Source organism: Nitrospirota bacterium (assembly GCA_004296885.1).
Classification (GTDB): Bacteria; Nitrospirota; Nitrospiria; order Nitrospirales; family Nitrospiraceae; genus SYGV01.
The window spans coordinates 288914-313263 of the sequence record SCVN01000023.1 but is presented as its reverse complement, the minus strand read 5'-3'; the positions used below and the strand labels follow the sequence as shown (position 1 = coordinate 313263).

General features: G+C 62.5%; 23 protein-coding genes. 5 read left to right on the top strand and 18 right to left on the bottom strand.

What is annotated here, in order from left to right:
- Positions 1–137 precede the first annotated feature (137 nt).
- The 9 genes from EPO61_14615 to EPO61_14575 form a co-directional block, all read right to left on the bottom strand.
- Entirely contained in the window at positions 138–1319 is a 1182-nt protein-coding gene (locus EPO61_14615) for an MFS transporter (GenBank protein ID TAJ07196.1), read from the bottom strand.
- A complete protein-coding gene (locus tag EPO61_14610) occupies positions 1316–2134 on the bottom strand; it encodes a hypothetical protein (protein ID TAJ07195.1) in 819 nt (272 codons plus the stop codon). The genes EPO61_14615 and EPO61_14610 overlap by 4 nt, the downstream gene beginning before the upstream one ends.
- Positions 2131–3393, bottom strand: coding sequence for a hypothetical protein (locus EPO61_14605; protein ID TAJ07194.1), 1263 nt, complete (start codon positions 3391–3393; stop codon positions 2131–2133). The genes EPO61_14610 and EPO61_14605 overlap by 4 nt, the downstream gene beginning before the upstream one ends.
- A complete protein-coding gene (locus tag EPO61_14600) occupies positions 3359–4138 on the bottom strand; it encodes an HD-GYP domain-containing protein (GenBank protein TAJ07193.1) in 780 nt (259 codons plus the stop codon). Before EPO61_14600 ends, EPO61_14605 begins: the two co-directional genes overlap by 35 nt.
- A gap of 145 nt (positions 4139–4283) precedes the next feature.
- On the bottom strand, positions 4284–5372 hold the full coding sequence (gene ribD, locus EPO61_14595; GenBank protein ID TAJ07192.1) for a bifunctional diaminohydroxyphosphoribosylaminopyrimidine deaminase/5-amino-6-(5-phosphoribosylamino)uracil reductase RibD: 1089 nt from the start codon (positions 5370–5372) through the stop codon (positions 4284–4286).
- Positions 5373–5398: 26 nt separating this feature from the next.
- On the bottom strand, positions 5399–8290 hold the full coding sequence (locus EPO61_14590; GenBank protein TAJ07191.1) for a pyruvate, phosphate dikinase: 2892 nt from the start codon (positions 8288–8290) through the stop codon (positions 5399–5401).
- 43 nt (positions 8291–8333) lie between these two features.
- Positions 8334–8837: a hypothetical protein gene (locus tag EPO61_14585; GenBank protein TAJ07190.1), complete on the bottom strand. Its 504-nt coding sequence runs from the start codon at positions 8835–8837 to the stop codon at positions 8334–8336.
- 15 nt (positions 8838–8852) lie between these two features.
- A complete protein-coding gene (locus tag EPO61_14580) occupies positions 8853–11030 on the bottom strand; it encodes a glycine--tRNA ligase subunit beta (protein TAJ07189.1) in 2178 nt (725 codons plus the stop codon).
- A 10-nt stretch (positions 11031–11040) separates the two neighbouring features.
- Entirely contained in the window at positions 11041–11937 is an 897-nt protein-coding gene (locus EPO61_14575; GenBank protein TAJ07188.1) for a glycine--tRNA ligase subunit alpha, read from the bottom strand.
- 292 nt (positions 11938–12229) lie between these two features.
- Between EPO61_14575 and EPO61_14570 the strand changes: the two genes are divergently transcribed.
- From EPO61_14570 to EPO61_14550, 5 genes are all read left to right on the top strand, one after another.
- Positions 12230–12673: an Rrf2 family transcriptional regulator gene (locus EPO61_14570; GenBank protein TAJ07187.1), complete on the top strand. Its 444-nt coding sequence runs from the start codon at positions 12230–12232 to the stop codon at positions 12671–12673.
- A gap of 48 nt (positions 12674–12721) precedes the next feature.
- Positions 12722–13555 carry a sulfite exporter TauE/SafE family protein gene (locus tag EPO61_14565; protein TAJ07186.1) on the top strand — a complete coding sequence of 278 codons (834 nt, stop codon included), beginning with the start codon at positions 12722–12724 and terminating at the stop codon, positions 13553–13555.
- Between the two features lie 200 nt (positions 13556–13755).
- On the top strand, positions 13756–15615 hold the full coding sequence (locus EPO61_14560; GenBank protein TAJ07185.1) for a transketolase: 1860 nt from the start codon (positions 13756–13758) through the stop codon (positions 15613–15615).
- 119 nt (positions 15616–15734) lie between these two features.
- On the top strand, positions 15735–16460 hold the full coding sequence (locus EPO61_14555) for a Crp/Fnr family transcriptional regulator (protein ID TAJ07184.1): 726 nt from the start codon (positions 15735–15737) through the stop codon (positions 16458–16460).
- 109 nt (positions 16461–16569) lie between these two features.
- Positions 16570–17535, top strand: a complete 966-nt coding sequence (locus tag EPO61_14550) for a nitrite reductase (protein ID TAJ07183.1) — start codon at positions 16570–16572, stop codon at positions 17533–17535.
- Between the two features lie 78 nt (positions 17536–17613).
- On the opposite strand, the gene EPO61_14545 is transcribed toward EPO61_14550, so the two are convergent.
- From EPO61_14545 to EPO61_14505, 9 genes are all read right to left on the bottom strand, one after another.
- Complete coding sequence (locus EPO61_14545; protein TAJ07182.1) at positions 17614–17934, bottom strand: cupin domain-containing protein; 321 nt, start codon at positions 17932–17934, stop codon at positions 17614–17616.
- Positions 17921–18853, bottom strand: a complete 933-nt coding sequence (locus tag EPO61_14540; GenBank protein ID TAJ07181.1) for a heterodisulfide reductase subunit B — start codon at positions 18851–18853, stop codon at positions 17921–17923. The genes EPO61_14545 and EPO61_14540 overlap by 14 nt, the downstream gene beginning before the upstream one ends.
- 145 nt (positions 18854–18998) lie before the next feature.
- Entirely contained in the window at positions 18999–19391 is a 393-nt protein-coding gene (locus EPO61_14535) for a hypothetical protein (GenBank protein ID TAJ07180.1), read from the bottom strand.
- Between the two features lie 10 nt (positions 19392–19401).
- Positions 19402–19644: a hypothetical protein gene (locus tag EPO61_14530; GenBank protein ID TAJ07179.1), complete on the bottom strand. Its 243-nt coding sequence runs from the start codon at positions 19642–19644 to the stop codon at positions 19402–19404.
- A 27-nt stretch (positions 19645–19671) separates the two neighbouring features.
- Positions 19672–21123 carry an RtcB family protein gene (locus EPO61_14525; protein TAJ07178.1) on the bottom strand — a complete coding sequence of 484 codons (1452 nt, stop codon included), beginning with the start codon at positions 21121–21123 and terminating at the stop codon, positions 19672–19674.
- A gap of 52 nt (positions 21124–21175) precedes the next feature.
- Positions 21176–21616: a hypothetical protein gene (locus EPO61_14520; protein ID TAJ07177.1), complete on the bottom strand. Its 441-nt coding sequence runs from the start codon at positions 21614–21616 to the stop codon at positions 21176–21178.
- A gap of 53 nt (positions 21617–21669) precedes the next feature.
- On the bottom strand, positions 21670–22104 hold the full coding sequence (locus EPO61_14515; GenBank protein TAJ07176.1) for an archease: 435 nt from the start codon (positions 22102–22104) through the stop codon (positions 21670–21672).
- Between the two features lie 10 nt (positions 22105–22114).
- On the bottom strand, positions 22115–23086 hold the full coding sequence (locus tag EPO61_14510) for a succinate dehydrogenase iron-sulfur subunit (GenBank protein TAJ07175.1): 972 nt from the start codon (positions 23084–23086) through the stop codon (positions 22115–22117).
- A gap of 76 nt (positions 23087–23162) precedes the next feature.
- Complete coding sequence (locus EPO61_14505) at positions 23163–24296, bottom strand: aminopeptidase P family protein (GenBank protein TAJ07174.1); 1134 nt, start codon at positions 24294–24296, stop codon at positions 23163–23165.
- Positions 24297–24350: the final 54 nt, after the last annotated feature.

The window sequence follows — 24350 nt, the reverse complement described above, 5'->3', positions numbered from 1 at the left end:
CCGGCCAACATCCCGACGACAATGTCCGCAGTGCCCATCTCTGCTTGCACGATGCAGTCCCTTTCGATCCCTCTTGCGGCAACCAACGCCCACTGAGGAGGAGCCATTATACCATCGGCTGCCGGTCTTGTGGCCCTCTACCCGTGTGACTTGGTCTGTTTGACGACCACCCAGAATAAGCCGGCGGCGACGAGCTGCAGGCCGGCGATCACGGCGAAGGCTGACGGGTAGCTGAAGCCGGCGATCAGAAAACCGGCCAGTAGCGGTCCCGCCGCATGGCCGATATCGTTGATCGTGCCCTGCATGCCGATCCCGGCTCCCATCGTCTTGATGGGGGAGAGGTCGGCCACCAAGGCGATCGTCGAGGAGGAGACGACCGCCTCCCCGAAGCCGAACCCAGCGGCGAGGACCAGGAGGACCGGCAGCGAAGCGCTGTGCGGGATCAATATAAAGGTGCCGGCGCAAATCAGCAGCCCGATCAGGATGAGCGGCCGGCGTCCGACCATATCGGACGTTCGGCCCATCACCGGCTTGGACAGGAATGAGGTGACCCCTTGGACGCCGAACAGGAGGCCGACTTCGCCGGGATTCAGCCCGACCGAGAGGCCGTAGATCGGGAGGAAGGCCATGAGGGCCCCGTTCGCAATCATCTTGGCGCCGTCGGTAACGCTGGTGATGAGCACCGGCTTGTTGGACCAGACGGTCTGGAAGCCCTCCCACATCTCGGCCAGCACCGGCTGGAGTCCTTGCGCTCCCGGACGAGGTGTCGGCGGGGCCAACCGCAAGCAGGAGAAAATCAGGAAGCCGAGACAACCGAACAGCCCGGCGGTCAGGAAGGTCGTCGGGAAGCCGGCGGCATAGACCAGCCATCCGCCCAGCACGGGACCGAACAGGGCGCCGGCTTGCGTGGAGGCCGTATACCAGCCCATGGCGGCGCCCCGTTTCTCACGATAGAGGTCCGCCACGGTGGCCAGCGCGGCGGGCGCGAAGATGGCGGTGGCCAGGCCATGCGCAAAGCGCAATCCGGTGAGGGCTCCTAAATCGCTGACGAACAGATAGGCGAACGGCGGAAGCGCGAAGGCCAAGACCCCGATCCGCATCAGCAGCCGCCGGCCGTACATGTCGGACAGGGCGCCGGCGGGCAGTTTGAGGAGCACGCCGGTGAGGGTGGAGGCCGAGACGACGAGGCCGATCCGTTCCGGGCCGGCTCCCAGCGATTGGGCGAACAGGGCCAGCACCGGCATGCGCACGAGGTTGTAGCTGAGGAAGCAACAGGTGCCCACCCAGCACAGCAGGAGGAATGAGCGCGCCGGCGTCATGGGGTCAGACGGGGCAAGGTCATGCCGGTCGGGGGGAGAGTCTGCAGCAAGGCGGTCAAGGCCCGCTGTTCCTGCGGTGCAATGGCCGGGAGCGTCGGCAGTTCCTGGATGATGCGGTCCGGGTTTTGGGCGATGGCGGCACCCAATTGGTTAGTGACGTCAAATCCCCGCGTCAGCTTGCGCGTGACCGCGTCCCCGACCAGGGGGCGCAGGACCCAGACGAGGCCGGAGAGAACCGGATCGTTGAGTTTCGTATAGGCGATCAGCGAGGTGTCCACGGCCGGATGTCCATCGGGCGATGCGGTCTGGGCCATCTTGAGAAACACGACCGCCTTGGCGCGAACCATGGGAAAGACATGCCCTTCATGGTACCCATCGATATGATAGATGCGGGTGGTTCCTTCGCGCTGAAGCAACGAGAACAGGCCTTGCGTGCCGTCTCCATCGTTGCCCCAGAATTGATTCGGTCCCCTGTGCATGAACTGATAATTGCCCATGCCCATTTTCTGCAGCAGCGCCGCAATGATCGTCGGATGGTCCAGGAGATATTCATACAGGTATTGCGGGATCGGGATTCGGATCGGGCCGACCAGGCCGGCGGTGGTCGGGCTGTCCGCCACGGAGGAGACCAGGCAGCGGGAGGCGGAATCCAGGCGGTCGACGGGAAACGTCATGTGGCCTTGTTCCGCGGCGACGGGGCAGTTGTCCGCCGAAGCCGTTGAAACGGACAGGATCAATCCGAGCATCAGGCCGGCCAGCATCCGCCGAGCCCGGCTCGAACCGGTTCGGACATCGTGGGTGTGCGGCACGGTCACGGCACATCCTCCATGGCGAGGTGGAGCAGGACCGGGAACAACATTCGTCTGTCCTGGCGCTGCCGCGCGTCCCGCAGCAAGGTCTCCATGCCGGGGACGACCAGCCCTTGAAAACCGATCCGTCCGTTCGTCGTAATCGTCACCGGTTGGGAGAAGTCCACCAAAGTCTCGTTCAGGTAGAGACTGTACCGCTTCACCCGTTCGGTTCGTACTTCAATGCGATTGGGGCCGACGATCTCTGCATCCAGTCGCGCGTAGCGGCGGCTCACGATAGCTTCGTCCCGGCTGTCGGTCAAGAGGTCCGTGAAGGCCGCAATCCGGTCCGTGGCGTCGATCCTGGCCCATCCGAAGGGCGTCAGGTGCGTGGCGTCGCGGGCGACGATCAGGCGCTTGGGCAAGGCGGTACGGCGCTGGCCGTCGAACCAGCGGACCAAGGCGGGCAACTCTTCGCGCGGGAAAAAGTGTCCGCCGGCCATGGGATGCACCCGGTCATGTTCCTGATACTGGAAGACATAGCCGAGGCGGGTCAACTCTTGCGCGATCGCCCGGCTGAGTTCGACCGGCATGACGTCGTCCTGACGGCCATGGATCATATAGACCGGCGTGTTCTTTAGATTCTCCAAAAACGGCATGAGCACGGTATCCAGGCCGCTGGCCATCGGCGCGAGCCCGGCGAAGAGGGGCGCATTGTGGGTGCCGACAAGATAGGTCCCGATGCCGCCGTTCGACATGCCGGTCAGGAAGACCCGGTCCGGATCGATATGATAGCGCGCTTGCACGGTCCGGAGCGTGGCCAGGACGAGCTCTTCTCCGTGTCTGGTCCACCAGGTGCCCTGCATGTAGGTGGGGCAAGCCAGGATATAGTTCTCCCCGAGGCGGGTCTGCCATCGTTCCAAATAGGCATCGCCGGTGAAGCCGGCCCCGTGGAGACACAACACCAACGCATATTCCTTCGTCGGGTCATAGGTCGGCGGCACGTAGAGCCCATAGCGATAGGTCCGTGCGTGCACCGTGACCGGCAACCCAGGCTGGAGCCCGACCGGCGCCACTCCATAGGCCTTCCCTTGCTTCAGCAGACCGGTCACCGTGGCGATAGTGGCCTGGGGGTCCTTCAGGATATCAGCCAGCAGGACTGCGGCCTTGTCGGGGGCGTCGGCGTCCAGGTAAGCCTGGACCAGGTCCGGCAAGGATTGGCCGGTTGCGTCTGCGGCGGCGGAGCTGTGATCAGAAGGAGCAGTGAACAGCAGAAGAAGGCACATGATGTGGAACAGGGTCGGAGAAGTGAGGCGGATGCGCACCGGCAGACCGTATCACCTTTGTATTCGGCTTGTCAAAACGGTCAAATATCGTGTCCCGCGCCGTCGGTGAGGGCAATGCATCGGCCGGGCGCAGCCCAACCCAGACCTCGACCGGTACGGAGAGGAAGGCATCCACGACCAGCGGGTCGAAGTGAGTTCCACGCTCGGCTTGTATGGCGAGCGCGGCCTCTGTGAAGCTGATCGGCTGTCTGTAGGAGCGGGTTGAGGTGAGGGCGTCCAGTACGTCCACGAGCGCGCAGATTCTGGCCTCCAGCGAAATCCTCTTTCCTTTCAGCCCCAGCGGATACCCGGACCCGTCGTACCATTCATGGTGTGTGAGGGAGATGCGGGCGATGGCGTCCGGCACGGACGCGGCGGCCGCGATTCGGTAGCCGGAGGCCGGGTGTTGTCGCATGACCGACCACTCGGGATCAGAGAGAGGCGCCGGCTTGCTGAGAATCTGTTCGTGCACCACGAGCTTGCCGATATCGTGCAACAAGGCGCCGCATTGCAGGATGTGGAGCCGGTCCGGGGAGAGGCTCAGGACTTCCCCGATCTTGCTGGCATAGGGAATCAAACGGGAAGAATGGGCATAGGTGTTGATATCGCGTGCGCGGAGCGATGCGCCCAGCGAGTCTATCGCAGTCGCGACGGCCGGCTCTGTGAAGAACGGATCCAGCGGTGCTAGGAGTCGGTGCGGTCCCATGCCGGGACACAAAGCAAAAGCGGTACCAGCGGGGACTCTTGCGAGGACGTTGAAATTTCAGCCTGTTCGTGACTGGCGCGGGGGACGGGTCTGTACGGTTTTGTGCTGAGGAATCCAAACTGGTACGTCGGATGTGCCTGACCGGCTACTTCGTCGAGAGGGTCCCTTCCAGCAGGAAATCCCTCCCGAGAGGTTGGATGCGGATATCGTCGAGCGGCATCGCCTGCGCCAACCGTTTCGGCGCAAGCCCGCCGATGAGGCCTTTCGCGTCTTGGCCACCCAATAAGGTGGGGGCGATGAAGAGGGCCACCCGGTTGACCAGTCCCGCCCGAATGGCGGAGGCGTTGATTTCGCTGCCCCCTTCGATCAGCACCGATGTGATGCCCTGTTTCCCCAGCTCGGCCAAGCAAGCGCGTAGGGATACCCGGCCATTCCGGGCTGGCAGGACCAATATCTGGGCGCCCTTGGCCTGCGCTTGTCGTATCTTTCCGGCCGGGGCTTGAGCGGTGGTGGCGATGACCGTTCCGGGGCCGAGGACTCTGGATATAAGGGGAATGCGCAGCCGGCTGTCCAGGATGACGCGCAAGGGTTGATGAGTCGGTTTGGGCGCGACCGCTCCTCTCCCCAACCGCACAGTCAATCGGGGGTCATCGCGCTGGACCGTCCCAGCCCCGACCAGGATTGCGTCCATCCGGCTGCGCAGCTGGTGGGTATAGCGTCGTGCCGGTTCCCCGGTGATCCATTGGGACTCGCCGCCAGCCGTGGCGATTTTGCCGTCCATGGTCATTGCGGCTTTCAGGGTGACGAAGGGCAAGCCGGTTCTGACCCAATGGCGATAGGCTTCGTTCAGCCGTTCGGCTTCGTCGCGCTGGCACCCGACGGCGACCTCAAGGCTGGCCTTACGCAGGGCTCTGATGCCTCGTCCGCCGACATGAGGATTGGGATCCGGCATCGCGACAACGACGCGCTTCAGTCCGGCGGCGATCAGGACCGGCACACAGGGAGGGGTGCGCTTCTCGGTATGACAGCAGGGTTCGAGGGTGACGTAAAGGGTGGCGCCTTGTGTACGGGGGCCTGCAGCTTGGAGAGCGATCACTTCGGCATGGGGACCGCCGGCCCGGCGATGATACCCCTGCCCGACGATCCGGTTGCTTGCCACAACCACCGCCCCGACCATCGGATTGGGGCTGGTGCGTCCCTGCCCCTTGGCTGCCAGCCGGAGGGCCAGCGCCATGTACCGACGGTCGCGGGCCGCGTCCTTCACCGTTTTCTGGAAGCTCTGGCCGGCGCGGCGGCGCGGCCGGTCCGGCTGGCCTTGGCCTTTTTCTTCGAAGAACGAAGCGCCGGCTTTTTCTCCGCTGCCCCGGTCAAGGCCGCCTGCGCCGCCGCCAGCCTCGCGATGGCGACACGATAGGGCGAACAGCTGACGTAATCCAACCCCAGCTGATGGCAGAATTCCACGGAGCTGGGGTCGCCTCCGTGCTCGCCGCAGATGCCGAGCTTGATGTCGGGTCTGGTGGCGCGGCCCTCGGTGATGGCCATCTTCATCATGGCGCCGACCCCCTCCCGGTCCAGGACGGCGAACGGGTCCGACTCCAGAATGTTTTCGGATTTCTTGGCGATGGCGGCATCGCAGGCGCGGCAGCGCATGTCTTTCCAGTCCACGTCGGTGCTCAGGCAATGGGGACAGCTATCCTGCCGGCGCATGTAAAAGGCGATGAACTTGGCCGCGTCGTCCCGCGAGAACCCGAACGTGGTCTGGGTCAGGTCGTTGGTGCCGAACGAGAAGAATTCGGCCTCCTCCGCGATGCGGCGCGCCGTGACGGCGGCCCGCGGCAGTTCGATCATCGTGCCGATCAGGTAGGAGAGCTTGACGCCGCGCTGCTTGAGCGTCTCCTCCGCCACCTCTCGGATGAGATCCTTCTGGGCTTTCATTTCCGAGACCATGCCCACCAGGGGAATCATGATCTCCGGCACGATCTTCTTGCCCTCGCGCGCCAGCTCGCAGGCGGCTTCGATGATGGCCTGGGTTTGCATGCGGGTGATTTCCGGCATCGTGATGCCGAGCCGGCAGCCGCGGAGGCCCAACATGGGGTTGAACTCGTGGAGTTCCTCGACCCGCGCCAGCAGCTTGCGTTTTTCCTCCACCAGCGCTGGGTCCGCGCCGGTCAATTCCAGGCGCGCGATCTCGACCATCAGGTCTTCCCGCTTGGGCAGGAACTCGTGCAGCGGCGGGTCCAGCAGACGGATGGTGACGGGGAACCCCTTCATCTCCCGGTACAGGCCGATGAAATCCTGTTTCTGAAGCGGCAGGAGTTGCGCCAGGTACTGCGCGCGCTCCTTGCTGGTTCTGGCCAGGATCATTTTCTGCATGATGGGGATGCGGTCTTCCGCGAAGAACATGTGCTCGGTCCGGCAGAGCCCGATGCCCTCGGCCCCGAATCCCCGCGCGATCATGGCCTGGTCGGGCACGTCCGCATTGGCCCTGACTTTGAGCCGGCGGACCTGATCGGCCCATCCCAGGAGCGTGGCGAAACAGCGGTACTTCTCGGACTGGCGGGCGTCGAGTTTGCCCTGGATCACTTGGATGACCTCCGACTCGACCACCGGGATGTCGTCTCCGTAGACGTGGCCCGTGAATCCGTTGATCGAGAGGAAATCCCCTTCCTTGAAGGGCCGGCCGCCGATCTTGACGGTCGTGCTGCCGGTGACCTCGATGGACTCGCAGCCGGCGACGCAGACCTTGCCCATCTGCCGGGCGACGACGGCCGCGTGGGAGGTCATGCCGCCGCGCGCGGTCAGAAACCCGAGCGCGGCGTTCATGCCGTGGATGTCGTCGGGGCTGGTCTCCTGGCGGACCAGGATGACCCGCTCACCGCGGGCCTGCATGTCCACGGCCTTGTCCGGGGTCAGGGCGATTTTGCCAGCCGCGGCGCCGGGACCGGCCGGCAGACCTTTGCCCAATGAGGGATGCTTGCTTTCCGCCGCGGCGTCGAACACCGGATAGAGGTACTGCGAGAGCTGCTCGGGGCCGACGCGGAGCACCGCCTCGCTTTTGCTGATCAGCCCTTCCTTGACCATGTCCACGGCAATCCGGACGGCGGCGATCCCGGTGCGTTTACCCACCCGGGTCTGCAGCATGTAGAGCTTGCCTTCCTGGATCGTAAATTCCAGGTCCAGCATGTCCCGATAATGCTGCTCGAGCGTCCGGTAGGTCTTGACCAGGTCCTTGTAAGCTCCGGGAAGCGTCTTGGCCAGGGCCGTGACCGGCAGCGGCGTGCGGATGCCGGCGACCACGTCCTCTCCCTGGGCGTTCAACAGGCATTCGCCGAAGAAAGCCCGTTCGCCGGTGGCCGGATTCCTGGTGAAGGACACGCCGGTGCCGCTCGTATCCCCCATGTTGCCGAACACCATGGCGACGACGTTGACGGCGGTGCCCCAGTTGTCGGGAATGTTGTAGAGTCGCCGGTACGTCACGGCGCGGGCGCCGTACCAGGAGGAGAAGACGGCATTGATCGCCATCCGGAGCTGGTCCAGCGGGTCTTCCGGAAACTCACGGCCGGTCTCTCGTTTGACCAGGGCTTTAAACCGGACCACGAGGTCGGTCAGGGCCTTGGCGTCCAGGTCGGTGTCGTGCACGAGTCCGCGCTCGGCCTTCTTCTCTTTCAGAATATGCTCGAAGTGCTCCCGCTCCACGCCCATGACGATGTTGCCGTACATGGTGATGAAGCGCCGATAGCTGTCCTTGGCGAACCGTTCGTTCTTGGTCTTGGCGGTCAGCCCCTCGACGGTCCGTTCGTTGAGGCCGACGTTCAGCACCGTATCCATCATGCCCGGCATGGAGGCCCTGGCGCCCGAACGCACCGAGACGAGCAGCGGGCTGGCGGGATTGCCGAACTGTGCCCCCATGGATCGCTCCACCCGCTTGAGGCTCTGGAGGGCCTGATCCCACATGCCCGGCGGGAAGGTCTTCTTGTGGCGGTAGTATTCGATGCAAGCATCGGTGGAGATGGTAAAGCCGGGAGGGACGGAGATGCCCAGATTCGTCATCTCGGCCAAGCCGGCGCCTTTGCCGCCCAGGAGGTTCTTGCTGTTTCCGTCGCCCTCGGCTTTGCCGTCACCGAAGTAATAGACGAATTTCTTCGTGCTCACGCCTGCCTCTCCTCTTATGATGCGTCCCAACCTTGGATGACAATCATGACGGAGTATTGCCCTGCATGTCCAGCCTCATGCGATACCGAGCGATCAGGTGCCGTTTGGCCGTGACGCCCAGCGCGATCACCGTGGCCACGAACGCGGCCAACAGGAACAGCCGGTAGTCCACTTGCGCCCCGTGGTCGAAGTAGAGCTTCCCGTCCCCTCCCCGCACGACCTTGGTTTCCTTGCGAAAGATGTGGGTTTTCCCCGAGGGATCGGACAGGTTGATCCACTCGTGGCAGAGTTGAACCGGCTCCTCGGCGCCGATGACGCGATGCCAGGTGAAGCGCAGGCAGACGTCCTGGGTGGCATCGAAGACGTCGGGCGTGCGGATCAAGGCATCCAGATTCACCCCGCTCCCCCAGAGTCCGGCCAGAAAAACCGCATTGCAGGCGACGATCAGGGCCGCCGACACTCCATACGAGTAGCGCCGCAGCTTCCCGGCTTTGTCCGCGTCGACGGCCGGTTCCGACGGATTCGGCTGCGTTGACTCCGACTGCATCGCGGCTCACCATGGTTATGCGCCCGGTACCAGGATCTCGGACAGGTCCGCAAAGGAGAGGAAGAGACGATCGATCATGCAGAGGAGCGAAAGCCGATTTGCCCGGATGCCCTGATCGTCGGCATTCACCATAACGCCGGCGAAAAATGCGTCGATAGCCGGCTTGAGCCGGACCAACCCGTCCAGGGCCGTTGCATAATCGCCTTGTGTGATGGAGAACGGAACTTGGAGTCGGGCATCTTCGAGCGCCTTGTAGAGCTCGGTTTCCGACAGGTGTTGAAACAGAGCGGGGTTAATCTCTTCGGCGTCCCATTTTTCTTTTTCAACGATGCGGTGCGCTCGTTTGAAGCCGATGGTTAAGGGTTCGAACTCCGGCCTGCCGGTGATGGCCTGCAGGGCTGTCATCTTGTCGTAGAGGGTCAGCAAGTTCAATTGGGAGCGGTGCGTTGGTTTCAGGACGGCGAGCATCACGTCGTCGCGCAGGCCGTCAACTGTGCGACCATAGTACCGAAGGCGTTCCAGTATGAAGTCGGTGGGGTCGCTGGAGGAGGCAGTTGGTTTGAAGCCTTTGTCATCTAAAAGGTCGGCCATATGAACATGTAAATTCCCCAGGTTCAGGGGGAGCCGTCCTTCAAGGGCGATGCGCACAACCGCCAGGGCGTTTCTCCGAAGGGCGAAGGGATCTTCGGAGCCGGACGGGACGAGGCCCACACGGAAAAAGGTAAAGATCGTGTCGAGACGATCGGCCAGGGAAAGGACTTTCCCTGCTGCCGACCCAGGAATGTCTCCCTCCATAGAAGGAGGCAAATAATGCTCGGCAATGGCCCGGCTTACCTGGTCCGCTTCCCCGTCATGTGTGGCGTATTCCCCGCCCATGATTCCCTGTAGCGCGGGGAACTCGCCGACGATCCCGGTCGTCAGATCCGCCTTGCAGAGTTCAGCGGCCCTCGTGCAAGCCCGAGAGGTATCACGGTCGAGGGCGAACATGCCTGCCAGTCGATCCGCCAACTGTCTGATCCGCTGTTGCTTCTCGAATACGGTGCCGATTTTCTTGTGGAACGTGACGCCCTTGAGCTTCTCGACCCGATCGGCCAAGCGGACCTTGCGGTCCTCGTCGAAGAAGAAGCGGGCGTCGGCCAGGCGCGCCGCCAACACCCGTTCGTTCCCGGCTTGAATCAGCCGCATGTTGGCCAGTTTCATATTGGTGACGGACACGAACGCAGGCAGCAAGGCGCCGTCTTTGCGCAGGACCGAAAAGAAGCCCTGGTGCTCCTTCATGGAGGTCATGAGGATTTCTTTCGGGAGCGACAGGTACTGGGGGTTGAATCCGCCGAGAAGCGGATGCGGGGATTCCGTTGAGAACACCGCCTGATTCAGCAATTCCTCGTCGCGATGCGGGCGTCCGCCCGCCGCTTTGGTGAGTTTCTCGACGTGTGCCAGGATCAGCTCGCGCCGGCGTTCCTGATCCGGGATCACGCCGTGCTGCTCCAATGTGCGCAGGTATGACTTGAGGTCGGTGACCGGAAGGCCCTGGGATGTTTTGCGGCCGGCCGGGCCGAGAAACCTGTGTCCCCAAGTGCGGGCGCCGGAACGAACCCCGGCGACCTGGAAGGGAACCGGTTTCCCCGCATAGAGGGCCAGGATCCAGCGGATGGGGCGCCCGAACCTGGCTCCCGTGTCGTTCCATTTCATGGATTTGGGAAAGGACAGCTTGCCGATGAGCGTCGGGAGCAGTTCGGTCAGGACCGATGCCGTCAACTGTCCTGTCTCGCGTTTGACGGCGAACAGATACTCGCCTTTGGGCGTTTGTCGGACTTCGAGTTCTTCGACCGGCACTCCCTGCCCGGCGGCGAACCCGACCGCAGCCCTGGTCGGCTGGCCGGCTGCGTCGTACGCCACCGCCTTCGAAGGCCCCATCGTTTCCTTGGTCATCGCGGTCTGGCGATCGCACAAGGATGCAACCGACAGTGTGAGGCGCCGGGGGGTGCCGAAGGTTCGTACCGGTCCATGCGTGAGCCGCTGCTCTTGCAATAATTGTTCGGTCAGGCTGTGGAGCGCGCGGAGGGCCGGCTGGATGAATTGATACGGCAGTTCTTCCGTTCCGATCTCAAGGAGCAGTTCGCCGGCAGCCGGTTTGGCCGCCTTGCTCTTGGCCTTGGTCCTGGTTTGGCCTGTCTTTACGCGTGGCATCATCCGGGCGTCGTTACTTGGTGACCGTCTTGCCCGCTGTCTGCTTCTTGAGCAGCGGATACCCGAGTTGTTCCCGTTGCGCCAGGTAGCCCTCGGCGCATTTGTGGGCTAAGGCTCGAACGCGGGCGATAAAGCCGGTCCGCTCGGCGACCCCGATGGCGCCGCGCGCGTCCAGCAGATTGAACACGTGGGAGGACTTGATGCAGTAGTCGTAGGCCGGCAGGATCAGCCCCCGGTCGATCAGTTTCATGCACTCGGCTTCGAAGGTCTGAAACGTCGCCGTGAGCATCGTTGTGTCCGAGGCCTCGAAATTATAGGTGGAAAACTGGACTTCTGTCTGGTGATGGATGTCCCCGTAGCTGATCTGGTCGTTCCATCGAAGGTCGTAGACGTTATCAACTTGCTGGAGGTACATGGCGATGCGTTCGGTGCCGTAGGTGATCTCCACGGTGATGGGGTTGAGCTCGATCCCGCCCACTTCTTGGAAATACGTGAACTGGGTGATTTCCATGCCGTCGAGCCGCACTTCCCAACCCAGGCCCCAGGCTCCGAGCGTGGGCGATTCCCAGTCGTCCTGCATAAAGCGGATGTCGTGTTGCTTGGGATTGATGCCGAGGCGGGTCAAGCTCTCCAAATACAGGTCCTGAATGTTAGCCGGCGAAGGTTTCAGCACCACCTGGTACTGATAGTAATGTTGCATCCGATTCGGGTTGTCACCATAGCGGCCGTCCGTGGGGCGGCGGCAGGGCTGAGGATAAGCGGCCCGCCAGGGCTCCGGCCCCAGCGCGCGCAGAAATGTTGCCGGGTGAAACGTCCCCGCACCCATCTCCAAGTCGTAGGGTTGGTGGATGACGCAGCCTTGGTCGGCCCAGTAGCGATGGAGGGAGAGGATGAGCTCCTGGAGGGTCACAGAACGCCCTTGCCGCTGTTGCCTGGTCGATAACGGGATGGGTCGATGCCCATGTGGCCGCTTCAGAGGCTATATCGCCTCCAGAAGCGGCGTCAAACTAACAAGAAACCCCTTTCCCTGTCAAGGTAACGACAGGGAGATCATGGGGGGCTTTGTGGGTTGTACAATGACGTGACGAGTCGGGATTTGACCACGAGGTATGCGGTTAGTTGCGTCATACAGCTTGACTCAGCGTCTCCGGTTCGTCTATTGTCAGAAAAATTGAGCGAATCACTTTACTTTTGAGTCTGAGATGAAATTTTCCAAAAAAGGCGAGTACGCGCTTCGGGCCTTACTGGAACTGACGGCGCAGCGGGACTCCGCCCTCCTGCAGCGCCATGAGATCGCCGAACGGCAAAATATCCCCATTGAATTTTTGGAGCAGATCCTGTTGACGCTCAAGAACGCGGGCCTCTTGACCAGCAAGCGAGGCATCAACGGGGGGTACAGCCTGCTGAAGGCGCCCGAAGAGATCACGCTCGGACAGGTGATCCGGCTTTTGGATGGCCCCCTGGCGCCGATCGCCTGCGTCAGCAAGACCGCCTATCAGAAGTGTCAGGACTGTCCTTATGCGGAGACGGACAGTTGTCCAATTCAGCAGGTCATGTTGGATGTTCGTAACGCGATAGCGGAAATTCTCGATAACTATACGCTGCGAGACTTTGCATCGGGTCGCCGCAAGACGCCACAATCCTGAACATCACCGGTTCAGGGGAAATGTCATCATAAAGATTCAAGGATAGATATGGATCACATTGCTCTTATCTTGATCACATTCGTGGCGGCGATCGTCAACGGGGGGCTCGGCTATGGCTTCTCGTCCATCACCGTCCCCGTGGCCCTGCTGTTTTACGTCAACCGAATTCTGAACCCGGCATTGGTTCTGGTGGAGCTGGTCATCAACGGCTATGTCCTGCTGATCAACCGGCACAGCGTGCCGCACATTTGGAAGCGCGTGATGCCCATGCTCCTCGGCTTGCTCATCGGCGTTGGAGTCGGCGCCTACGTGCTGTCGTTGGTCCAGCCGAGCTGGGTCAAGTTCATCACCTATTTCATGCTCCTGCCCCTGATCCTCCTGCAGGCCGCCGGCATCCGGAGGCCTATCCAGGCCGAGAACGCCATCGCCGTACCGTTTGGAACAGGGATCGGATTGCTCTATTCCGTGACCACCATTTCAGGCCCGCCGCTGGCCTTGCTCTTCAATAATCAGGGCTATGCGAAGCAGGATTTTCGCGCAGCGCTGGCCGTCATCCGCACGGCGGAGTCCAGCATGACAGCCGTCGCGTATTACTTCATCGGGCTGTATAGCATGGGCAGCCTGGAGATCATTCCGTATATCGTGCCGAGCGTGCTGATCGGCATTCCCATCGGGACCTATCTCATTCGCTGGATGGACCCTGAAACCTTCCGGCGCCTGTGCATGAGTTTTGACGCGGTCGTGGTCGGGTTCGGATTGTCTCGGGTGCTTGTGGAACTGAAGCTCACGATTCCAGCAGTCGCCCACGGCCTCCTGGCCGCCGTGGTGGCGATCAATGCGTATTTGTTGCTCCGGTTCTTCCGGCAGAGGGCTCCGCATTAGGGCCCTCCACGAACGATTCTTTTCCCCGGCCTCGAAGAATGTCCTCAAGCCGGTGCTCCCGGGTGCCGATAAGGTAAGATAGGGCTCGTGTGTCGCAAGCGGGACCGCAAGTAAATCCAAAGAATTTGCGCAATTGACTGGGGGGCGTCACTTTGTTACAAGTGCCCTGCCACTGATCTCTAGGGAAGGAGAGTCTACACATGGCTACCACGATGCCGGAAACTCTTATCGCCGCGCTCTCGAATAAAGCGGCCCACTTGCGAATCGAAAGCGTCCGGGCGACGTCCGAAGCAGGGAGCGGGCACCCGTCCAGTTGTTGTTCCGCCGCCGACATCGTCGCCACCCTCTTCTTCTCTGTGATGCGGTACGATCCGAAGCAGCCGCGGCAGTTGAGCAATGATCGTTTCGTGCTCTCCAAGGGGCATGCGGCCCCCCTCCTCTACGCGGCCTGGGCCGAGGCCGGCCTGGTCAACAAACAGGACCTGTTGAAGCTCCGCACGTTGACCAGTGATCTGGAGGGACACCCGACGCCGCGTCTCCCCTTTGTGGACGTTGCGACCGGCTCGCTCGGACAGGGGCTGTCCGCCGGGATCGGCATGGCCTTGAACGCCAAACGGCTCGATCGTTCCGGCGCGCGTATCTATGTGCTGATGGGCGACGGCGAATCGGTCGAGGGATCGGTCTGGGAGTCGGTTGAACTGGGCCGGCAGTTTGCCTTGGACAATCTCTGCGCCATCGTGGATGTCAATCGGCTGGGCCAGAGCGACCCCACCATGCTGCAGCACAATATGGAGGCCTATCGGTCCCGCTGGGCCGGGTTCGGTTGGCATGCCATTGTGGTGGACGGCCATGATATCCCCGCCCTGCTGGCCGCCTTCGACGAAGCGGCCCGGACGACGGGCAAGCCCACGGTGCTCCTGGCCAAGACGTTCAAAGGCAAAGGCATTTCCTTTGTCGAAGACAAGATGGACTGGCATGGCAAGGCGTTGAAGAAGGGCGAGGAGAGCCAGAAGGCCATCGACGAGCTGACGAAACAGCTCAAGCCCGGAGTCGCGGAGCCGGCCATCAAGAAGCCTGCTGCTTCTGTGAACGGGAGCAAACCGGCCAAAGCCATGGCGCCGCCCAGCTACAAGTCAACCGACTCTGTGGCCACCCGCGAGGCTTTCGGGGCGGCCTTGGCGGCGCTCGGCGAAGCCAATCCGTTGGTAGTCGGCTTGGATGCGGATGTGAAGAACTCCACCTATACGGACAAGTTCGGTAAGCAATTCCCCGACCGGTTTTTCGAGAATTTCATCGCGGAACAGAACATGGTGGGGGCCGCGATGGGTCTGGCCGCGTGCGGCAAGATTCCCTTCTCGGCCACCTTCGCCTGCTTTCTCACCAGGGCCTATGACTTTATCCGTGTGGCCGCCATCAGCCATTCCAACATCAAACTGGTCGGGACCCATGCGGGAGTAAGCATCGGCGAGGACGGTCCCTCGCAAATGGGCCTCGAGGACATTGCCATGATGGCGGCGCAGCCGGGCGTGGTCGTGCTCTACCCGTCCGACGCCGTCTGCACCTACCGGATGATCGAGGCGGCCGCCGCCCACCAGGGACCGGTCTATATCCGGACCGGCCGGCCTAAAGCGCCGATCCTCTACGGTAACGACGAGGTCTTTGCGATCGGAGGCTCCAAGGTCTTGCGGCAGAGCCAATCCGATAAACTCACCATTGTAGCGGCCGGTGTCACTCTCTTTGAAGCCCTGAAGGCGCATGACCAACTCAAGGCCGCCGGCATCGCGGTGCGGGTGGTGGATCTCTACAGCATCGCCCCGATCGACCGGACGACCCTGCTCAACTGCGCGAAGGCGACGCAGAACCGCATCCTCACGGTGGAGGACCATTACCTGCACGGTGGCTTGGGCGACGCGGTGCTCGGGGCGGTCGGCAGCGAGGGCGTGCGCGTGCGCAAGCTGGCGGTCCTGGAAATCCCCCACAGCGGCAAGCCGGACGAGCTGATCGATCACTTCGGCATCGGGGCGCGCTCAATCGTCGAGGCGGCCAAGCAGATGCTCTGACAGGAGGTCGAAAAATACGGGGGGTGGCTGTGGTATGATGCCTGCGCTCCCCTACCGAGCACGTTCAGGCGCTGCTCGGCGAGCGGCCGTTTTGACCATCCTGGAAGATCGTTGAGGCAATGGGCGTCGCCGATCCTCTCCATAAGAAAATTCCGCTGCTCAACGTCCTGACGGTCCAAGACCGTCGGAATCTCGCTGGTCAGATCGTCGAGTCCTCCTACAGCAAGAACCAGTTTATCTTCCGAGAGGGGGATCCGGCGGAGTATTTCCACATCCTCAAAGAAGGCAGCGTCAAGTGCGTCAAGACCTCGCCGGACGGAAAAGAGGTGACGCTCAAGGTGCTGCTGCCGGGCGATCTCTTCTGTTGCGAGGCGGCGGTCTTTGACGGAGCGCCCCATCCCGGCTGTGCCCAGCCGATGGGGGATGTGCGTGTACTCCGATTGAGCAAGAAAGCCTACTTCGACGTGCTCCGCCGGAATCCCGAGGCCGCCATTGAAGTCATCCGGTACCTCGGCCAACGTCTGAACGAGGCCCAAGAGAACGCCAAAGTGCTGGCGTTGGATCGGGCCGAACAACGCTTGGCCGCCCTGCTGGTGAACATGGCCGCCAGGACCGGGGTGAAGGATGCGAACGGGATTCGCCTGACCGTCCGGTTGACCCGCCAGGACCTGGCCAATATGGTCGGAATTACGGTGGAGACCGCCATCCGCATCATGGGGCGGTTTAAGCGCGCCCGGTTGGTGTCCGGCACGGCCAAGCACATTGTCATCCGTGACCTTGCCAAACTGAAGGCCCTCGCGTCTGAACAGCCGGATCTGGCGTCTGCTTCCTCCCGACCCCATTAATTTTCAAAACATGATGTAGGTCATGTTTATGCGGCGGCTCCGCAGGCTATCCTGCCGGCCACAGTAAGTCATGTGTACTGGTATCATCGATCCATTGAGGAGGTAGCGAATGAAGCGGATGCGTTCAGCTCTTGGCGCCATGCTGGTGATGGGAGGCCTGCTTGCCACGGCCCAGCCGGCTGCGGCCACGACCCATGAAGTGAACATGACGGCAAAGGAGACCGACGTCGTCATCGAAGGTTCGGGCGCAACCTACAAGGCCTGGACGTTCAACGGCCAGTTCCCCGGCCCGGTCGTGCGGGTCACCGAGGGGGACACGATCAAGTTCACGTTGGAAAACCCCAAGACCAACACCTACCCGCACTCGATGGACTTCCATGCGGCGGAGATCGACTTCTTGAAGAACTATCGGGCGATCAATCCCGGCGAAACGATCAGCTACACCTTCGTGGCCAAAAAGCCGGGCATTTTCTTTTATCATTGTGGCGCCCCGCCGATGATCCAGCACGTGGCCCGCGGCATGATCGGGGCCATTATCGTGGACCCCAAGAATGCCAAGGCCTGGCCGAAAGCGGATCGTGAGTATGTCCTGGTGCAGTCGGAGCTGTTCAAGAATCCGGACGACGTCCCGGCCATGTTTGACCGGAAGTTCGACCATGTCGTGTTCAACGGCGGCATCTTCAAGTATCATCCGTTCGTCACCGGCGGCAAACCGCTGGAGGCCAAACCTGGTGAGCGGGTGCGGGTCTATTTCGTCAATGCCGGTCCGAACGAGTTTTCCGCGTTCCACCCGATCGGAGAAATTTGGGACAATGTGTATGAGAGCGGCAATCCCGGCAACAAGTTGACCGGGGTTCAGACCTACGTGGTGGGACCTGGCAGCGCGGCAACGTTTGACGTGGTGGCGGAATCGGCCGGCGCCTACCCGCTGGTCACTCACTCGCTGACGGGCGCGTTGCGTGGCGCGATTGCCGTGCTGGTGGTGGGGCCGGACGCGAAGCCGGCGCCGCTGATGCCCATGACGCCCTGGGTGCCTGTTGCTCCCCAGAGCGAGATCACACCGCCGGCGCAATAGGCCGAGCGGTCGGAAAAAGAACCGGCGGGGCGCCCCTATCGGAGGTCCCGCCGGTTTTGTATCCGTGCGGATCGTGCCTCAGTTGGAATTTGGCGCGACGAACACCAGGACCTTCAAGCGCCCGGTTGTATGGTTCAGGACCCCATGCTCTTCACCGGCCGGCGCCATCGTGCCCTGCCCCGGCCCAAGCACCTTCGTCTCGGTGCCCACCTTGAATGTCCCCTCCCCTTCCAGCACCAGATAGACCTTGTCTTGCTCCCCGTGTATGTGACCTTTCTGCTCCTGTCCCGGCTCGAAACAATAGACATCGCAGAAAAAACGAGACGTCTGAAAGATATTGTTCTTCTTCATCTTCTCGTTGTTGAACTGCTGATAGTCAGAGAGATTAATGACTTTCATGGCTCGCCACTCCTTTACGGTCTGTCAGCTGCATTCGACGTGACTCCGTGACTCTGGTAATCGCATGAACCGGCACCAGATGACGCGAGACGCCCAAATCCTTGGCCGGTATGCCCATCGCCAACCCGAGCAACTGGGGTAAGTGCAGGATGGGAAGGTTCAGGTGGGCATTGACGGCCTGCCCCGCCCGATCCTGGTAGATGTCCAGACTCATGTGGCAGAGGGGGCAGGGCGTGACCATGAAATCGGCGCCGCCGTCCTTCGCTTCTTTCATGTTCGTGCCCGCCATGGCGACGGCGATGGCTTCCTGCTCCAGGATGACGGGGAATCCGCAGCACTTGGTCCGGCCCGCATAGGCCACCGGTTCGCCCTTGACGGCCCGGATGACTTTCTCCAGCGAGGTGGGATTTTCCGGGTCGTCGAACCCCAGGTCCCAGGAGGGGCGCAGAATATAGCAGCCGTAGAAGGGCGCGATCCGGAATTCGCTCAGGGGCACGCGGATTTCTTGTCCGAGACGGTGCAACCCGACCTCGCGCACCAGGATCCACAGCAGATGTTTGACCTGGATCGTGCCGCGGTAGATGGGGCCGTCGCGTTCCAAGACCCGATTGATCCGATTCAGGAGCCCCGGCTCCTGTTTCAAGCGTTTGTTTGCCGCTCCCATCACCCCTTGGCAGGTCCCGCAGATGGTCATGACGTCCAGCCCAAGCTGCTCGGCTTGTGCGAACGTTCTGGCGTTCAGCGCCAACGCAACGTCCGGTTCCCCCTCCCCCACGACGCCGGCTCCGCAGCAAGAGGAGGCGGCCAGTTCCTGCACCTCGATGCCCAGCCGGCCGATGATGGCCATGGTGGACTGGTACAGTTCCGGCGTGGCGCCTTTGGCCGCACAGCCTGGATACAGGGCATATTGCAGGGACATGCCAACCTCGTCGGATGAGTGACGTCGAATTTAGCACAGCGATGCGTTGCTTGGCGATAGGATGGTCCGCGGCAAGAAACGTTGGGGCCGCTGGCATGCGTGCGGTCGCTATCTTTTCGTGCCTGAGCCCTCGACCGGCTGAGTGCTAGAACATCACCCGATACTCCTCTCCGGTGCTGACCCTCGCGACACCGTAACCTCTCCCGATCCACTCGAGCGCAAAGACCATCTCCAGCACGGTGCGTTCCGAGCCGGTCAAGCGTGCATAGCCGTGCATACGCCCGCTCATGGGGCGGCCGAGAAGCTCCGCGACATTGGCGCCGAAGAAGAGCGACCCCTCGCCGATTGATCCAGTAGTGAGCGGCTGGTACGGACCTTCCAGCCTGATGCCGGAAGGCAAGGTGACGGTAATCGTCCGGTGCCAGACGTCGTGCGTGCCCGTGATGGTCGTGCCGTCGGCGGCGCCGATGAGCTGGATGTGATGGGAGCAAGCGGTGAACAACGAGAGGGTCAGCGCGATGAGAAGGGCCCGCGTCATTCGTCCGGCTTCAACGAGGCATCGAGCGCCGGCGTCCTTTTTCCAACACCCAGGGCCCCTCGAAAAGAAAATCCACGAAGTCCCGAGCGCCGTTGACCGCCCGGTCCAGATTCCGGTGCCTGTTCTTATAGACGCCGCGGTCGATCAGCGCCTGGCGAAAGTCCCGCAAGGCCGCCTCCAACAACGGTCTGATAGGGGCCTCGCTGATGGGCGTCAGTCGGAAGCGGTCCTTGCTCGGATGCCGGATTGTCATGGGGCCTCCCTCGCTTCCCGGTCGATGTCAGCCTTTGATGTTCCCGATCGGGCGCAGCTCCGCCACTTTTTTGGTAATTCCCGCCCGATCCACTGCCTCCACGACGTCGGAAATGTTTTTGTAGGCAAATCCCGCCTCCTCGGCCAGGCCGGACATGGAGACGGCTTTGACGATGATGCCCCGTCGCTTCATGTCTCGCTGCACCTGCTCTCCTTTGACCGATCGCTTGGCCTGGGCGCGCGACATGGTCCGGCCTGAGCCGTGCATCGTGGAGCCGAAGGTGTGCTCCATGGCATCGGTCGTCCCAACCAAGAGATAGGAGCCGGTCTCCATCGAACCCCCGCAGATGACCGGTTGGCCCACCTGACGGTACAGGTCAGGGATCTCCGGCCGTCCCGGGCCGAAGGCTCTGGTGGACCCCTTCCGGTGAACCACAAGGTCTCCCTCGGCATAGCGTTCGACCTTGGCGATGTTATGGGCGACGTCATAGATCACGTGCATGCCGAGCGCCTCGGCCGATTGGCCGAACACGGACTGGAAGGCCTCCCGGATCTGATGGGTGATGACCTGCCGATTGGCAAAGGCCGTATTGGCAGCGGCATTCATGGCAGAAAAATATTGCCGGCCTTCCGGCGAGCGGAACGGGGCGCAGGCCAGTTGCTGATCCTTGACCGAAATGTTGTAGCGCCGCATGGCCTTCTCGAATACTTTCAGGAAATCGCTGGCGACCTGGTGGCCGAAGCCCCGTGAGCCGCAATGCACCATGATCAGGATCTGATCATGGCCGGTCACGCCGAACGCGGCTGCCGTCTGCGGGTCGAAGAGCCGGTCCTGGGAGGCCACCTGCACTTCCAGATAGTGGTTGCCTGAGCCCAGAGTGCCCAGTTGAGTGATGCCCCGCTGAACTGCATAGTCCGTGACGTCGGCAGGGTCCGCCCCGCCGATGCAGCCTTGCTCCTCGGTACGGTCCAAGTCTTCCTGCCAGCCATATCCCCGCTCCACGCACCAGCGGGCGCCCTTGCGCATAACGTCCGCGAATTCCTGGGGGGTAACCCGCAGGAAGCCGCGCGATCCGACGCCGGCCGGAACGTTCCGGAACAGCTCGGTCATGAGCTGTTCCAAGCGGGGCCGCACCTCGGCCAGGGTCAGGTCCGTCCGGATCAGGCGCATGCCGCAGTTGATGTCGTAGCCGACGCCTCCTGGGGAGATGATGCCATCCTCCGGGTCGAAGGCGGCGACGCCTCCGATGGGGAACCCGTAGCCCCAATGGCCGTCGGGCATGCAGAGGGCATAGCGTCGGATGCCGGGCAGGCAGGCGACGTTCGTGACCTGTTCGAAGACCCCGCTGTCCATGCTGCTGAGAATCGGCTCCGTGGCGTAGATTCTCGCCGGGACGAGCATGCCGGGCTTCTCGGTCACGGGGATTTCCCAGACCTCATCGGTGATGCGGTTGACGGTGAAGTCCGTCTGCAGCTTCATCGGGCTCCGGGCCCGCCGCGTGGCCTGTTGCCAAGGCAGGGCTGCCGCGTGCTTACCGGCATTGGGAATATTCCTTGCCGTCGGCGGTCAGGATGGGATAGCCGTTGGAATTCCGTTTGATCGTCAGATGGACCGGAGACAGGCCCGGTGTTTCCGGCGGGTTGGACATGAAGAGCTGGCCCTGCTGGACGGCCCATTGGCCTCCCGTGTCTGCATCATGCTGGCCGGCGACCGATCCGGCCTGGCCGCTGGAATAGGTCTCGCCCCGGCTGCCGGCCGCCCAATGGCCGTTGGCCGAAAATTGCACGCGGGTCGAATGGGAGGCGCCGCTGACCTGGTTGTAGGAAAAGGAACACCAGGCGGACGAGAGCAGCAGTTGCGACAATTGCGTGCTGTGGGCGTCGGCCGGAGCCTGGGTGCCGGCCTGAACCGGATAGACCGTTGCGGCCGTGATGCCCAGGGCGAACGTGATGAGCCTGATGGCTGTCAGCATGGGGGCCTCCTTAGGTGTGTGCCCGACGTTCAGCGATCCCTCCACGAATTCCATTAGATGTCCAATACCACCCGGGCAATCCACCGGCCTGCCTCCTCCCGTACCTCGTAGAGATGCTTGGTGACCGCCTTGATGTCGGCTCTGAGCTCATGGCGCGCCGGATCGATCGGCTCGCCGGACAAGGTGCCGTGCAAGAGCCAGTCGTCGCCTTGCCTCGAGACACGGGCCTCGGCGTCCCGGAACACGAGCCCTTCCGCGTCTTTCAAATACACAATGTCCGAGAGCCAGGCGAACAGCAAGGCGGCTAGGTCCCGGTCGCGATGCTCGAAGGATCGGGTGCAGGCCGGCTGCACGCGGCGTGGATCGGCGAGGGTCTCGATGATGGCCTGTCCCGCCGCGAGAAAGAGTTCGGACGGAGAGTCGCCGGTCGCTTCGAACGCCGTATCGGCCAGCGCGACATCCTCCAGAATCCGGTATTGATAGGTCATGATGACCCGCTCAACTGATCCGCTTGAGGCGGCCGAACGAGTGGAAGATATTCCGAATTTGCGCAATGCCGGGAATGGGCGGCGCCAGCGGGCTCGGCACCTTGCCGTTCCACAGCATGCGGAGCCCGAGCGGCAGCACGTGCAGCAGGCGGCGGAGATTGAAGCCGACCACTTGCAACGGCATGAGGGCTTCGTTCAGGCGCCCTCCCCGCCGGATCAGCGTCATGAAGCCGGTGATGTGGCGCGCGCCCCCCGAACGGGTCAGCCCGGCCTCGATGGTCGCGCGGCGCAGGCGGATGATGGCCTCCATGGGCTGGACGTCTTTCGGGCAGACCTCAACGCAGAAATTGCAGCGGGTACAGTCCCAGATGCCGTCCGGTTGCTCCAGGAAGCGGAGGCGCGTCCGCTTGGCGTCCACCGGCTCCCGTGGGTCGGCGAGGAACCGTTCCGCTTTGGCCAGGGCCGCCGGGCCGAGAAATCCGCGGGACACTTCGTGCGACGCGCAGGCGGCGACGCAGGCGCCGCACATGATGCAGGCGTCCACGTTGTGGAATTGATAGCGGTCCCGCGAGAGCGTCATCTGGCGGACCGGCTGGCCCGGCTGTGTGTGGAGCGATGCGGACAGCCAGGGAGTCACGGCCCGGACCTTGCCCCAGAAGGCCGCCATGTCCACGACGAGGTCTTTGATGACCGGAAAGTTGCGCAAGGGGGCTACGGTGACGTGTCCGTGACGCTCGAGTTCTTTGCGGACAGACGTCCGGCAGGCCAGCTTCTCGGCCCCGTTGATGTCCATCGCGCAGGACCCGCAGATGGCGGAGCGGCAGGAATAGCGGAGGGCCAGCGAGCCGTCCTGTTCATGCTTGATCCGGATCAGGGCTTCCAGAACCGTCCAGCCGCGGCCGACGTCCAGCCGGTAGGGCTCGTCGTGCGGGTGCGGGTCGGTTTCGGGATTGAAACGGGTGATCGTGAAGGTCAGGCGCATGTGAGAGAGCTCTCAGCTCTCAGTTCTCAGCATTCAGCTTCTTGTAAAAAGCTGACCGCTGAAGGCTGAAAGCTTCTTAGCATTCCAACTCGAACGTCTTCGGGAAGTTCGTGAGGTTCCGGCATCCGTCGCTGGTGACCAGGACCATGTCCTCGATCCGGACGGCGCCCAGTCCGGGATAGTAGAGCCCCGGCTCGACGGTGACGACGTGGCCTTCCTGCAGGGGCGATCCGGTCTTACTGATCCGCGGCGGTTCATGGATGTCCAGCCCCACTCCATGGCCGGTTCCGTGGAAGTAGCCCTGCATCCGACCGTTCACCAGGCCGGTCTTGTAGCCGGCGGCCTCGAAGCGTTCACAGATGCCCTGGTGGATCTTCGCCCCGTCGGCCCCGTCCCGGACCTTGGTGATCGCTTCTTCCTGGGCGTCTTTCACCGTCTGGTACAAGCGTATCAAGTCCGGCGAAGGTGTGCCGCGAACGACCGTGCGCGACATGTCCGCAAAGTAGCGAGATGAAGCGGAACGGGGGAAGACGTCGAAGATGATGCTGCGATCCGCCGGCAAAGGGCCGGATCCTTCATTGTGGGGATCGCAGGCCTGTTCTCCCCCGGCCACGATCGTGTGCTGGGCGACGCAGTCCCGCTCCATCAATTTCACGTTGATCAATTTCTTGATCTGTTCGGAGGTCAACGGCTCTCCGTCCAGCCAGAGCAGCCCCTTCTTGATCGTGGTGCGGCGAAGCGCGTCATGGGCGGCGGCCACCGCTTCTTCGGTGGCGCGCTGGGCCGCTTCGATGTGGCGGACTTCTTCGCCGGTCTTCACGACCCGACGCTCGAAAAACGGCTCTTTCTTCGTCTCGAGCCGGTAGCCCAACTCGAGCAGGCGCGCCGCATGGGCGTAGGGAAAGTTGCCGGGAACCAGAAGCCGCTTGATCCCTTCCGATTGCAACACCGCGTGCACGAGGTCGGATGAGCCGGGGCTGTCCACGCCCTTCCCGCGCACGTCGCGTTCCAACTCCGAGTAGGACAGGACCCGATCCACCGTCGCCTGGCTGCGGGCCCGATCCATTTCGAGATCGCTCATGATCAGGATCCGTTCTCCTTTGATCTCCAGGAAGATGAACGGGTCCGGCGCCATGAAACGGGTGGCGTAAAAGAGGTTCGAATCGGATTCGCTGGCTGCGATCATGAGCGTGGCATGCTCGGCTGACATGAGGGGCTCCCGTCCGGGCAAGTGTTGAACCGTGTCTCGGGTCTGAAGGAAAAC